9 protein-coding genes are annotated in these 12,970 nt (G+C 74.0%); 7 read left to right on the forward strand and 2 right to left on the reverse strand.

The annotated features are described in order from the left end of the window. Positions 1 to 259 precede the first annotated feature (259 nt). The 6 genes from ACFWOG_RS19870 to ACFWOG_RS19895 all read left to right on the forward strand — a co-directional run bounded on the left by ACFWOG_RS19870 (position 260) and on the right by ACFWOG_RS19895 (position 8,700). The gene (locus ACFWOG_RS19870; protein WP_329879748.1) at positions 260 to 649 is read left to right on the forward strand and encodes an ATP-binding protein; all 390 of its coding nucleotides are present in this window, start codon (positions 260 to 262) and stop codon (positions 647 to 649) included. Positions 650 to 937: 288 nt separating this feature from the next. Beyond that, a complete protein-coding gene (locus ACFWOG_RS19875) occupies positions 938 to 4,642 on the forward strand; it encodes a BTAD domain-containing putative transcriptional regulator (protein WP_380359929.1) in 3,705 nt (1,234 codons plus the stop codon). A 461-nt stretch (positions 4,643 to 5,103) separates the two neighbouring features. Further along, positions 5,104 to 5,730, forward strand: coding sequence for a pyridoxamine 5'-phosphate oxidase family protein (locus ACFWOG_RS19880; protein ID WP_329879750.1), 627 nt, complete (start codon positions 5,104 to 5,106; stop codon positions 5,728 to 5,730). Positions 5,731 to 5,819: 89 nt separating this feature from the next. After that, positions 5,820 to 7,148, forward strand: a complete 1,329-nt coding sequence (locus ACFWOG_RS19885; RefSeq protein ID WP_380359931.1) for an MFS transporter — start codon at positions 5,820 to 5,822, stop codon at positions 7,146 to 7,148. Between the two features lie 227 nt (positions 7,149 to 7,375). Next, positions 7,376 to 7,996 (forward strand): SigE family RNA polymerase sigma factor, encoded by a 621-nt coding sequence (locus tag ACFWOG_RS19890; protein WP_329879752.1) that lies wholly within the window; start codon positions 7,376 to 7,378, stop codon positions 7,994 to 7,996. After that, positions 7,993 to 8,700, forward strand: a complete 708-nt coding sequence (locus ACFWOG_RS19895; RefSeq protein ID WP_380359933.1) for a hypothetical protein — start codon at positions 7,993 to 7,995, stop codon at positions 8,698 to 8,700. The genes ACFWOG_RS19890 and ACFWOG_RS19895 overlap by 4 nt, the downstream gene beginning before the upstream one ends. Before the next feature lie 51 nt (positions 8,701 to 8,751). On the opposite strand, the gene ACFWOG_RS19900 is transcribed toward ACFWOG_RS19895, so the two are convergent. After that, positions 8,752 to 9,258 carry a DUF6624 domain-containing protein gene (locus tag ACFWOG_RS19900; RefSeq protein WP_380359935.1) on the reverse strand — a complete coding sequence of 169 codons (507 nt, stop codon included), beginning with the start codon at positions 9,256 to 9,258 and terminating at the stop codon, positions 8,752 to 8,754. A gap of 478 nt (positions 9,259 to 9,736) precedes the next feature. Between ACFWOG_RS19900 and ACFWOG_RS19905 the strand changes: the two genes are divergently transcribed. Beyond that, a complete protein-coding gene (locus tag ACFWOG_RS19905) occupies positions 9,737 to 11,251 on the forward strand; it encodes a hypothetical protein (protein WP_380359937.1) in 1,515 nt (504 codons plus the stop codon). 94 nt (positions 11,252 to 11,345) lie between these two features. On the opposite strand, the gene ACFWOG_RS19910 is transcribed toward ACFWOG_RS19905, so the two are convergent. After that, positions 11,346 to 12,761: a hypothetical protein gene (locus ACFWOG_RS19910; RefSeq protein WP_380359939.1), complete on the reverse strand. Its 1,416-nt coding sequence runs from the start codon at positions 12,759 to 12,761 to the stop codon at positions 11,346 to 11,348. Between the last annotated feature and the right edge of the window lie 209 nt (positions 12,762 to 12,970).

The raw sequence follows: 12,970 nt of genomic DNA on the forward strand, positions 1-12,970 counted from the left end.
GTCCCACCCCCTCCCTCCGATGTGACCCTTGCGCTTCCGGGGCGGACGACCGGACGGCACGGCGGGGCGGGGCACTCGCTGGGCCCTGAACCAGCGCGACCTCCACGACCCGTCCCGACCCCACCGCTCGGCGGCCCGCAGCCCGGGGAGAGACGGGTTCGGTCCGAATGATCGCCGTGGAGGGGTTGGTGCTGCGATACCGGGGAACAAGGGCCGGGTAGGCCGGAGCGGGGCTGTCGCCCCAGGAAGAGGTGACCTGATGGACCTGATGTGCGTCGAGGTCCAAGCCCTCCACTCCGCCTCGTCCGTCGCCGGTGCGCGCGAGCGCGCGCGCAGATTCCTCGGGAGCCTCGTGCCGGTGCCCGCTCCCGGGGCTGCGGAGAGCGTGGTCCTCGTTGTCTCGGAGCTCGTCACCAACGCCCTGCGCCACGGCGGCGGCACGTTCACCCTGGAACTGACCGCCTACACGGACAGCGTCGAAGTGGCCGTGCACGATCACAGCCCGCAGGCCCCGCGCATGCGCACCCCCGACCTCGACGACGGCACCGGCGGATTCGGCTGGCCCATGGTCAACCGCCTCGCCCGAACCACCGCCGTCACCCACCGGGACGCCGGTGGCAAGACCGTCAGCGCCCTGCTCACCCGTTGACGGCCCGGGCCCTCCGTGACGGCCCGGGGCCGCTGCGCCGGTGACGACGCGCGATGCTGCCCCGCCGCCTGGCGGCGATTCCGCAGGCCCCCGGAACGGGCGGCGGGCAGCACGGGCGCATCCAGAACCCGTGATCCCGGCGGGATCGTGGCGGATGTCCCTTGTCCGGGGCAATGGTCTGGTCCAGACTGATCATGGCCGAGGTCTCCCGCGGTAGCGGCCGCGCGCGGCCTTCGCCTGCCGCCGTCCGGGGGACGGTGGTGTGTGGCCGGCGGGTGAGGGGATGTCATGTCGGAGAGGGTGACGGCCACCGGGCCGGCCCTGGACGGTCCGTCGGGCGAGCCGGGTCCGTACGGTCCGCGGCTCCGCTCGTTCCGCAGTCGCGCCGGGCTCAGCCAGGAGGACGCCGCTTCGAGGGCCGGGATCAGCTTGCGGGCACTGCGCGACATCGAACACGGCCGGGTCCAGCGGCCGCAGGCGCGTACCCTCCAGCGGTTGGCGGAGGTGCTGGGGCTGACCGACCGCGAGCTGGACGGGCTGTCTGCCGCCGCCGGCGACGCCGCGCCGCGCGGAGCCCTCCGGCCGCGCCTGCTGATCCTCGGCCCGCTCGACCTCCGGCGCGGCCGGGTCACCGTCCCGGTCACCAGCCCGATGCTGCGCCGGCTGCTCGGACTGCTCGCCCTCAAACACCCCGAGCCGGCCACCCAGCAGGAGATCACCGACACGCTCTGGCCGTCCGGGCCGCCCGGGTCCCGGCAGAGCCTGGTGCACACCTACGTCAGCCAGGTGCGCCAGCTCCTGGAGCCGGACGGCCACCGCGCCGCACCGCGGCCCGCCGTCGTCCGCACGCCGACCGGCTACCGGCTGGAGGACTCCCGGAGCCGGATCGACCTCGGCGGGTTCGACGAGCTGGTCGACCGGGCGCAGCGCGTCCACCGCGGGCCGGAGCGGGAGGCCGGGTACGAGCTGCTGGCACAGGCGCTGCGGTGCTGGCGCGGCCCGGTCCTCGCGGACGCGGACCTGGTGCTGCGCCAGCACCCGGCCGCGGTCGCGGCCAATGAACGGCGGGTGGCGGCGGCGCTGTCGCACGCGGACACCGCGATGTTGCTGGGGCGCGCGGGGGAGGCCGTCCCGGTGCTGGGGGACCTGGTGCACGCCGAGCCGTTGCACGAGGGCCTGCACGCCCGGCTGATCCTCGCCCTGGCCGGCAGCGGGGAGCAGGCCGCCGCGCTCCGGGTGTTCGACCGCCTGCGGGCCCGGTTGGACGAGGAGTTGGGGGTCGGGCCCGGCGCGGAGGTCCGTGACGCCCATCTGCGGGTGCTGCGCCGCCAACTGCCGCCCGACCTCCGGCACCCCGGGCTCCCTGGCCCCCCTCCCCGCCCCGAGCGCCCCGAGGGTGTCGAGGGTGTCGAGCGCCCCGGGCAGCTCGGGGTACCCGGGGACGCCGTCGTGGCCGGCCTCCGGACACCGCCGGTCCCGCACCCCGCACCCGCCCAACTGCCCGCCAGAACCGGGCCCCACATCGGGCGGCAGCGGCAGATCCTGGACCTGGACGCCCTCGTCGACCCCGACCCGGCCCGCCGTCCCCAGATGGTGGCCGTGGTCGGCGCGCCCGGCGTCGGCAAGTCCGCCCTCGCCATTCACTGGGCGCACACCCGGCGCGAGCACTTCCCGGACGGCCAGCTCTACGTGGACCTGCGCGGACGCTCCCGGCTCCCGACGCTGCGGCCGGGCGACGTCCTCGCACAGTTCCTCCGGGCCCTCGGTACGCCGCCGCACCGGCTGCCCCCGGACGAGGACGAGGCCGCGGCGCTGTACCGCACCCTGCTCGCCGACCGGCGGATGCTGGTCCTGCTGGACGACGCGCGCGACGCCGAGCAGGTCAGGCCGCTGATCCCGGGTGCCCAGGGCTGCGCGGTGGTGATCACCAGCCGCAGCCGGCTCGCCGGGCTGGTCGCGAGCGACGGTGCCCGCCGGCTCGCCCTGGACGTGCTCGACCCCGAGGAGGGCCGTCGGCTGCTCGGCGGCACCATCGGCGACTGCAACGTCGCGGCCGAGGAGGAGGCCGCCCGCGAGCTGGTGCGGGTGTGCGGCGGCCTGCCGCTGGCCATCCGGATCGCGGGTGCCAACCTGGTGGCCCGCAACGCCACGATCGCCGACCAGTACGCCGAGTTGGCGGGCGACGACATGCTCAGCCGGCTCCACGTCGAAGGCGACCGGAGCTCGGCCGTACGAGCCGCCTTCGACCTCTCCTACAGCGCCCTCCCGGCGCCGGTCCGGCGGATGTTCCGGCTGCTCAGCCTCATGCCGGGACCGGACCTCACCGTGGACGGCGCCGCCGCGCTGGCGGACGCCGCCCCGGCCGAATCGGCCGGACTACTGGTCGCCCTGGCCGACGCCCACCTGGTGCAGGAACGGGCGGCCGGCCGTTTCGGGCTGCACGACCTGCTGCGCTCCTACGCCCGCGAGCTGGTCGGCAAGGAGGAGGCACACACGGCCCGCCAGCGGCTGTTCGACTGGTACCTCGACCACACCGACGCCGCGGCCCGGCTGCTCTACCCCGCCGAGCCGGCCGCGGGCCCGTCCGCCCCCACGGCCTTCCCGGCGGCGCCGCCGACCCCGGTCACCCCGGTCACCCCGTCCGTGCCCGCCCTCGCCCCGGTCCCCGCGTCCGGACCCGTCGCCGCCCCGGCCATCTCGGACCACGGTCAGGCCGCGCACTGGCTGGACAGCGAGCGGGAGAACCTGGCCGGCGCCGTCCTGGAGGCGTCCGGCGCGGGATTCACCGCCGTCGCCTGGCGGTTGGCCGAGAGCCTCCACAGCTACCTCTCGGCGGGGATGTACACGGGCGACTGCCTCAAGGTCGCCACCGCCAGCCTGTTCGCCGCCGTCGCCGACGGTGAGGTCCGGGCCCAGGCCGCCGCCCAGCTGCGGCGCGCCGAGTGCCACGGGGTGCTCGCCGACGACGAGCGGGCGATGGAACTGGTCGGCCGGGCACTGGAACTCGCCCGGCAGTCCGGTTGGCTCGACGGCGAAGCGCTCGCCCTGCGCCGCATCGGCGCCGCCCACCACGACAACGGCGCCGTCCTGGCGGCGTACGAGCACCTCGTGCGGGCCCGTGCGCTCGGCGGGCGCGACAGCGGACCCGGGGTCGCCGAAGAGCTCGCCGATCTCGGGCAGGTCTGCTGGAAGCTCGGCCGGCTCGACGAGGCCGCCGGGCACTTCGCGCACGCCGCCCGGCTGCTCCGGGCGTCCGGATCGGTCGGCGAGGAGGCGGTCGCCCGGACGGCCCTGGCCGTCGTCCACCGCGCACTGGGGCGGCCGGGCGAGGCGGTCCGGGTGCTCGGCGAGACCCTTCCGGTCCACCTGAAGCACGGTCACAGGCACGGTGAGAGCGCGGCGCTGAGCTGCCTCGCGGGCGCCTACACCGACCTGGGCGACCACTCCACCGGACGGCTGCTGGCCCACACCGCGCTCGCCGCCGCCCAGGCCCTGGCGGACCGGGCGCCGGAGGCCGACGCCCTCCTCGCACTGGCCTGCGTGCAGGAGCGCGCCCACGACTTCGCCGACGCGGCCGGCAGCTACCGGGAGTCGCTCCGCCTCGCCCGGGCCGCGAACGACGGCTTCCGGCAGACCGCCGCCCTCGTCGGGCTCGCCACGGCCCAGGCGTACCTGGAACCGGAGGCCGCCCTGGAGACTGCGGAACGCGCCGTCGCGCTCGGCCGTGCCTGCGGGTTCCGGATGCTCCAGGGCAGCGCGCTCACCGTCCTGGCGTGCTTACGGGTGCGGCTCGGCGAGCCGCGGACCGCCCTGGAGCACGGCCACGAGGCGCTCGCCCTGCACCGTGCGACCGGGCACCGCCCGGGCGAGGCGCGCGCCCGGCTGGTGCTCGGCCGGGCGCGGTCGGCGCTCGGCGAGCCGGGCGGCGCGGTCGGGCACTGGCGCGAGGCGCTGAGGCTCTCCCGGGCGACGGGCGCGGCCCGGATCCGCTGAGTACAGGCAGGACGGGTCCGCCGGGCGTGGGGCGGCTGTTGTCGGTGGCCCGGCGGCAGGAGGACCGGTTGCGGCAGTTCCCGTAGTTCTGCCGGTGGGGCCGGTCCTGACCGCTGCCGTCCGGCAGAACCGCAGGTCGGCGGGGGTGCGGCCGTTCTGTTCCGGGCGGTCCGCAGGGCCCGCGGTCCTCTGGCCGGGATGCAGGTGCCTGACCAGGCGGGCTCCGTACGGTGGTCGCACCGCAGGGCCGTTCCCGCGCCGTCGGACGATTTCCGCCCCCGATCGCCCGGCCGACCTGCCCCGACCGCCGACCCACGAGGTGACACCTTGCCGCAGCCCCCAGCACCGCGCCCCGCAGCCCGGCGCTGCTCCCGGACCGCCGCCCCGGCCGGTACCTCGACCGGCCCCCGGACCGGTACCTCGACCGGCCCCCGGACCGAATCCCGCGCGGGGAGCGTCGGATGAGCCGCTTCGACCGCCTCGCGTACACCGCCCCGGTGCGCCGGGTACAGCAGCAGATGGGCAGCGCCACGGCGGCCGACCGCCGGCTGCGGGACCCGGCCGAGCAGCCGGAGCCGCTCACCGGGTCCGAGGCCGACTTCATCCGTGGCCTCGACGGCTTCCTGTTCGCCAGCGTGGGCGAGACCGGCTGGCCGTACATCCAGTTCCGGGGCGGCCCGCCCGGATTCGTCCACGTCCTGGACGCGTTCACGCTCGGCTACCTGGACGTCCGGGGCAACCGGCAGTACATCACCACCGGCAACCTGCGCGGCGACGACCGGGTGGCGCTCTTCTTCATCGACCACGCCCGGCAGACCCGCCTCAAGCTGTTCGGCCGTGCGAGCGCCGTCCTGCCCGGTGAGGACCCCGTGCTCGCCGAGCGCCTGGACTCGCCGCGCACCGAGGGCACGGTCGAGCAGCTGGTCACCATCCGGGTCGAGGCCACCGCCTGGAACTGCCCCAACCACATCACCCCCCGCTTCAGCGATCGCGAGCTCGCCGGTGCCCTGGCCCCGGTCCGCGACCGCCTGGCGCGGCTGGAGCAGGAGAACGCCGCCCTGCGTGCGGAGCTCGCCGCCCGCGCCTGACCGCACAGACCCGTCCCGCCCGGCGCGGACCCGCGGACCGACACCGCCCGACCCACACCGCCCGACCCACGACCTGAGGTTGAACAGCCATGGCAGACCGCACCACCGACCACCCAGCGGCGGCGACATCCGTACAGATCCAGGACCACCTCTCCGGCGCACCGTCCGCCGGCGCACCGGAGGACGGAAGGCCCGGGTCCGTGGCCCGGCCGTCCGGGGAACCGGCGATCTGGTCCCGCAACTTCCGCTACTACTTCACCGCCCGCAGCGCCGGTCTGCTCAGCTGGGCCATGCTGCCGGTCGCGATCTCGGCCGGTCTGCTCAGCGGAGGGTACGGCCTGGACACCGCGGGGTACGCGATGGCCTTCCTGGTGGGCCCGTTCGCCGGCCTGGTGCTGTTCGGCGGGGTGCTCGCCGACCGGTTCACCGCCCGCCGGCTGATGATCGCCGCCGACCTGGCCAACCTCGTCGCCCACGTGCTGCTCGCCCTGCTGTTCCTCCACGGCATCGACCACCTCTGGCAGCTGTACACCCTCCTGGTGGCGGCCGGCACCGCCAACGCGATGTTCCAGCCGGGTTCCGCCTCGACCGTCCCCCTGGTGGCCCGTGACGTGCAGGGCGCGAACGGGATCCTGCGCACCTCCGAGGCGCTCACCGGGCTCGGCGGCCCGGCGCTGGCCGGTGTCCTGGTGGGTTTCGGGGCCACCGGCTGGGTGATGGCGCTCTCCGCCGTCGCCTACGGCACGAGCGCGGTGTGCCTGGCGGCCCTGCGGCTCGGCGCGGTGCCCGCCCCGCCGTCCGGCGGTGGTCTGTGGCACAACCTGGCGGTCGGCTGGCGGGAGTTCCGCGCCCGCACCTGGCTCTGGGGCGTGATCGTGATCTGGATGGTCTTCGCGGTGCTCTCCTGGGGGCCGCAACTGACGGTGGCCGCCGGTGTCGTCGTGCCCGAGTACGGCGCGTCCGCCTTCGGCCTGCTCAACGCCGCCCTCGGCGCGGGCACCGTGGCGGGCGGCCTGCTGGCGATCCGTTACAAGCCGCGACGCCCACTCGCCGCCGGAGCCGTGGCGATCACGACCTACCCGCTCTATCCGCTCGGCATCGTGCTCGGCTGGCCGGTCTGGGCGCTCGCCGCCGCCCAGGTCGCGGTCGGTGTCGGCATCGGCGTCTGGGGCGTCATGTGGGCCACGAGCGTGCAGACCCAGGTCCCGGGGGAGGTCCTCAACCGCGTCCACGCGTACGAGGTCGCCGGATCCGTCGGCATGTACCCGATCGGCAGCGCCCTGGCGGGCCCGGCCGTGGACGCCTTCGGTACCGACCGGGTCCTCCTGGCGGGCGTCGTCGTCGCCTTCCTCACCGCCGTCGCCCTCCTGCTCACCCGCCCGATCCGCACCCTCGGCCGCGTCCCCGTCCGCAGCTGAGGACCCCCGTGCGCCTGTTCGGCCGGGGCGGGGCCGTGTGGGCGCGCCGTTCTCCCCGTGCCGTGACCGACCGGCAGGGGGCCGCTCGGTCACGGCGACGGCGCCCGGAAGGTGAGCCGCAGCCCGTGGTCGCGGACAGTGCCGTGCAACCCTTGCGGCGGCGCGGCGGTGAATAGGGCAGAGCGACGGTCCGATCGGGTCGTCGCGCGGACGCGAAGAGGATTTGGATGACCGCGAGCGTATTGCACATCCCGGTGGAGGACGGGCCGAGGCCCGTGACGGCACCGGCTACTGCGGGCGGCCCCGGCCCGCGTGAGCTCGACTTCGAGGGGTTCGCCGCCACGCGCTGGCGACGGCTGGTGCGCACGGCCTACCTGCTCACTGGCGACTACCACGAGGCCGAGGACGTGGTGCAGGCGACCTTCGCGAAGGTCTTCAGGAACTGGTCCCGGATCAGCCGTCTGGAGGAGCCGGACGCCTACATCCACCGGGCGCTGGTGAACAACAACCTGAGCCGTCACCGGCGGCGTCGCGTCAGGCAGCTGCTCGTGCCCGTTCTTCCCGACCGGGCGTCCACCGCGGGCGGTGGGCACGGCGGCGTCGAGGAGCGCTCGGTGCTGCTCCAAGCGCTGGCGGAGCTGCCGCCGCGCCAGCGGGCCGTGGTCGTCCTGCGCTACTGGGAGGACATGAGCGAGGGCCAGGTCGCCGAGGTGCTCGACTGCTCGCCGGGCAACGTGAAGAGCCAGGCCAGTCGGGGCCTGGCGAAACTGCGCGGCCACCCGGCGCTGGTCTCGTACGCGGTGGGTACCGGTTCAACGATCGACGGCACGGACGGGGGCAACAAGTGAGGGACACCGAGGACATGGTGCGCGGCGCTCTGCGGGACGAGGCGGCCCGCGTCGCGGTGGCGGACTGGTCGGCCGGGCCCGTGCGGGCTCACGTGCGCCGACAGCGGCGCGGGCGCCGGGTGGCGATGGGCGCGTCGGCGGTGGCGGCCGCGCTCGCGGTGGTGGCCGGCACGGGGGCGGTACTGTCCGAGCGGCACGACTCCCGGGCCGTCGCACCGGCCTCGCAGGCTCCGCAGGTGCCGGAGGGGCCGGCTCCCGAGGCCGTGGTGGTGGAGCCCGGCACGCAGCTGCCGCTGGGCCGCCAGGACTGGTGGATGCAGCTGAAGGACCAGGAGATCTGCGTCCACGACGCTCCCGCCTACGGCAGCGGCCCGGGCTGCAGCGGGTACTCCTGGGCGGCGGGCGCCACCGAGATCACCATGCAGTACTACGGGAACCCGCCGCAGTACCGCGAGGGCCTGTACAACCTCGTCTACCACGGGCCCGGGCAGGTGGCCCGGATGACCATCGAGGTGGAGGGCCGGGCGTACTGGGCCACCGTCGCGTCCCTCCCCGGCGACCCGGGCTACGCCACCGGCTATGTCTGGGGCCCCAGTAGCAAGAGCCCCGACGCCCCGAAGGCGGCGCACCCGCTCGACGGCATCCGACTCGCCGCCTACGACGCCCAGGGGAGGGTGCTGGCGAGCAAGACGCTGTCCTCCTGACTCGGACCGGATCGGGCCGGGGCGTGATCCGCCGGGCGGGGCCGGGGCGAGTCAGGACACCGAGAACTGGGCGACGTACTCGCCGAACGGTGGGATGCCTGCCTCGGCCCGCCGGTCGTCCATGCGCTCGGGGTCCTCGCAGGGCCACGGGATCGGCGAGCCGTCCTGGATCCCGGCGATCTGCGTGCCGTAGATCTGCTTGCGTCCTTCGTTCACGAGGGTGCGATCGCGCAGGAAGGCCAGCTCCCGTGGGCTCGCCGAGCCCGCTGCCACCGCCTGTTCCATCAGCCGGAGCGCCTGGCGCTGGACGTCGAGCTGCCGGTCGGCGTGCTGGGCGATCAGCCACGCTGCCCGCGCCGCATCCTCGCCGACCAGGTCCGCGGTGGGCCAGCCGTACGCGTCCATGAGTTCGTGGAGACGGTCTGCGTGCCGGGCGGTCAGGCGACGCCACGCCAGTTGTTCCGCGTAGTCGTCGCTGTTCGCCTGGACGGTGGCCCGGTGGTCCGCCGCAGCCATGTCCGCGAGCTCCGCCGCGACCGCGGCGACTTCGGGTGTCATTCCTGCTCCAAGAATCCCGAGGGGGTGAGTCATGCCCGTCGTTGGCAACCCTAAGCGCGCAAATCACCACAAAAGATCGTTCTGGCGCAGGGTGACAAGCACGTCCGGGTATTGGGATACTTGATCTACTCGCGGAGCCGGAGCCGGATCGAAGCCGGGGTGGCCGGCCCCGGGTGACGTGGGCGCCAGTTGTCTCACGTCGCCGTGGCCGGCCCTCACGGCCTTCCGACTCCTTTCCCCCGGTATGTGCGGCTTGTCGTTGTGGTGGCCGGGTGCCCCGAGTCCCGCACACGGCGGCCCGCGCGCTCCGGATCAGCGGTCCGGTGTCCGCCTGATCGGCGCGCGGTGCCGCCGTCCTGGTTGCTTCCTCCCGGTTCCTGGGGAGGAGACGACCGGCGACCGACACCTTGCACCCCGGCCACTGCGCCGGTGGGAATCCGTAGGTCGACGCGTCAACACTTCGGAGAAGGTGGGTTCTTTGCACCACAGGCGAAGAGCACTGACCAACCTGCGATCCTTCCTCGTGGCGCTGAGCCTCGTGCTCGGTGGCGTCCTGGGAGTCGGGGTGCATCCGGCCCGGGCGGCGGCCGGCAACATCCTGCCGCCCTTCGACGTCGGGGAGACCTGGAACATCTGCCGTGGCTACGGCTACGCCTCCCATACGGGGACCTCGACTTTCGGGCTCGACCTCACGGGCGCCGGGTGCGACAACTCGGCGACCGGCCGCACCGTCCGGGCGCCGATGGACGGCACGGTCTCCTATTTCCAGGCCGCCTACGGCAACCTGTGCGTCAACGCGGCGGGTGGGCGTAGCTTCACCCTGACCCACATCAACAGTTCGCTCACTCCGGGCACCACGGTGAGCGCGGGCCAGTCCGTCGGCAGCGTGTCCGCGGCCGCGCCCCCCGGCGTCCCGCCCGACAACGGGGGCGTCGCGCACATCCACTTTCAGCTGTGGGGAGCTCCCAACTGCTACAACGGTTCGGGCATCCCGTTCGACGCCGCTCACAACGCCCGCATCTGCGGTGCACCCGATCTGACGGCCGGCGGGCCGAGCGCCGGCAATGGAACGTGGAGCGGGACGCCGATCACGGGCGCGGCCTGTGGTTCGACACCACCGCAGAACCCGGGGCAGCCACCCCAGTTCATCGTTCAGCGCCAAGGTGCGAACGTCTATGCCAAGGCCGGGTTCGCCGAGGCGTGGAGCCACCTCGCCGGGAACACCGTCGACGTCCAGGTCGCGGAGACGAGGATCGTCACCCGCGACCCGGCGCACACGATCTACGCCAAGGAGGGGATCGGCGGAAGCTGGTTCACCCTGGCCGACAACGTCGACGAGTACGCGGTCTCCGCGAACCTGGTGGTCATCCGCCAGGGGACGAAGGTGTCCGCCAAGGCGGACCTCTGGGGCCCCTGGGTGCAGATCGCCAATGACGCGATCGACGTCCAGGTCGCGGGGACCCGCATCGGGCACCGCGACACGGCGCACGAGCTCTACCTGAACGACGGGCTCTACGGGTCGTGGTACCACGTGGCGTCGAACGTTGACGAGTTCAGGCTCGCGCCGGGCCTGGTCGTCCAGCGCCAAGGTGCGAACGTCTATGCCAAGGCCGGGTTCGCCGACGCGTGGAGCCACCTCGCCGACAACGCGATCGACCTCCAGGTCGCGGGCAACCGCATCGGCAACCGCGATGCCGCGCACCGCCTGTACGTCAAGGACGGGATCGGTGGCACGTGGTACGCGGTCGCCGACAACGTCGACGAGTTCGGGCTCACCCCCGACCTCATCGTCCAGCGCCGGGGTGCGGCCCTCTTCGGGAAGTCGACTCCGACGTCGGCCTGGGTGCAGATCGCCAACGACGCGATCGACGTCCAGGTGGCGGGGACGCGGATCGGCCACCGCAACGGCAGCCACGAGTTGTACCTGAACGACGGGCTCTACGGCCCGTGGTACGACGTGGCGTCGAACGTCGACGAGTACGACCTGAGTTGACCTGACACCGCAGGGCACCGGCGATCTGGTCCACGGGCGACGTGACCGTCCGGGCTTGGACGGCCACGTCGCCCGCGCGGTCGCCGGGCGGCTCTCAGCCGCCCGCCTTCTCGGAGCCGGGCTTCGGGCAGGGCGAGCAGGTGGGGGCGGCCTCGACGCAGACGGCGACGGAGTCGGTGTTGTCGGCGGGGTGGAGGTCGGTCTCGGTCGCGTGCGCCCTGGCCGTGTTGGTGACCGGGCCCGTGGCGGTGGCCTTCGCCCGGAGGACGAGGGTGGCGGAGGCGTCGACGGGCAGCGTCCCGACGCTCCACAGGCCGGTGTCGGGGCTGTAGGTGCCGGTGTCGGCGGTGGCGGAGACGAAGACCAGGCCGGCCGGGAGGCTGTCGGCGACGGTCACGTGGGTGGCGGTGTCGGGTCCGGCGTTGCGGACGGTGACGCGGTAGGTGACGGTCTGGCCGACGGTGACGGTGGTGGCGTCGGCGGACTTGACGACGCTCAGGTCGGCGGCCGGCAGGACCTGGGTGTCGGTCTGGTTGGAGGTGGCGGTGAGGGCCTGGGGGGTGGGGCCGAGGCGGTTCTCGTAGGCGGCGGTGGCGGTGTTGGTGACGTGCCCGCCGGCGCTGGCCTCGTCGACGGTGACCCGGTACTCCACCGTCGTGCCGTTCGGGAGGGCGTCGGTGTTGGGCAGGCTGCCGCCCCGGTCGGCGGTGGCGCTGTTGCCGAGGTTGAACACCACCCGGTCGCCGGCCGGGTCGAAGTGGGCCTGGTCGTCGCCCTGCCGGTCGGTCTTCGCGCCGGTGTTGGGACCGTTGACGATCCGCAGGGATCCGGGCAGGTAGGTGGTGCCGCTCGGCACGGCGTCGGTCAGGACGAGGGCGTCGGCGTTGCCACCGCCCTCGTTCCTGACGACCACGCGGTAGGTGATGATGTCACCCACTTCGAGGGGCCCGTCGGGGACGGCGTACTTGGTGAGGGTGACGGCCGGGGCGGTGCCGAAAAAGATGCCGTCGAGGAAGTTGCCGACCGACTGGTTGCCGCCGGCGGAGGAGACGGAGCGGAAGGCGAAGCGGGTGGTGGTCTGCCCGGCCGGGACGGTGTAGGTGCTCGTGTAGAAGCCCCAGGCGGTGTTGCCGTCGGTGAACTGTCGCTGCTGGACGGCCGCGCCGGGCCTGCCGATGTCCAGGGCCATGGTGTCCTGGCCCAGCCGCCCGCGGTGGTAGAGCCGCCAGTACAGCGTGGCGCCCGGGGTGGTGGGCAGGTCCTGGTAGAGGGTGGAGACCTGGTTGGCGTTGAGTTCGGCGAACTGGGCGCCGTCGGCGGAGGGGACTCCGTTGAAGCCGTCGTGCCAGATCTCGATGAGGTGGTCGGTGGCGGTGGTCAGCCACCCCGGGACGTGGTTCGGGCTGGAGGCCTGGGAGGCGTCGGGCAGGATCGCGTTGCCGCTGCCGATGGGGGGCTGCTCGAAGCTGCCGTTCACCAGGGTGATGCGGGACGGGACGGGGGTGGTCATGGTCTTCCCCTTCGTTCGAGGTCGCGTGCTGGAGGTTCGGCCGGCCCGGAGGCCCCGAGGAGCGGACGAGCGGGCGGCCGGTATGCGGGAGCGGTGGCTCCGGTCGAGGCGACAGGGAGCGAAGCCGTCCCTCGACGAGGTCGGTCACGGGGACTGGAGGGGGGAGCCGGCGACTTATGGCGCGCGCGGTCTGTCGGGGCCTCGGGAGG

The organism is Kitasatospora sp. NPDC058406, assembly GCF_042722765.1.
Taxonomy (GTDB): domain Bacteria; phylum Actinomycetota; class Actinomycetes; order Streptomycetales; family Streptomycetaceae; genus Kitasatospora.

Excerpts from the sequence above, each read along its gene's own strand:
- ACFWOG_RS19870 (WP_329879748.1), top strand. The coding sequence starts at position 260 with ATGGACCTGATGTGCGTCGAGGTCCAAGCCCTCCACTCCGCCTCGTCC.
- ACFWOG_RS19885 (WP_380359931.1), top strand. The coding sequence starts at position 5,820 with ATGGCAGACCGCACCACCGACCACCCAGCGGCGGCGACATCCGTACAG.
- ACFWOG_RS19910 (WP_380359939.1), bottom strand. The coding sequence starts at position 12,761 with ATGACCACCCCCGTCCCGTCCCGCATCACCCTGGTGAACGGCAGCTTC.
- ACFWOG_RS19875 (WP_380359929.1), top strand. The coding sequence starts at position 938 with ATGTCGGAGAGGGTGACGGCCACCGGGCCGGCCCTGGACGGTCCGTCG.
- ACFWOG_RS19880 (WP_329879750.1), top strand. The coding sequence starts at position 5,104 with ATGAGCCGCTTCGACCGCCTCGCGTACACCGCCCCGGTGCGCCGGGTA.
- ACFWOG_RS19900 (WP_380359935.1), bottom strand. The coding sequence starts at position 9,258 with ATGACACCCGAAGTCGCCGCGGTCGCGGCGGAGCTCGCGGACATGGCT.
- ACFWOG_RS19890 (WP_329879752.1), top strand. The coding sequence starts at position 7,376 with ATGACCGCGAGCGTATTGCACATCCCGGTGGAGGACGGGCCGAGGCCC.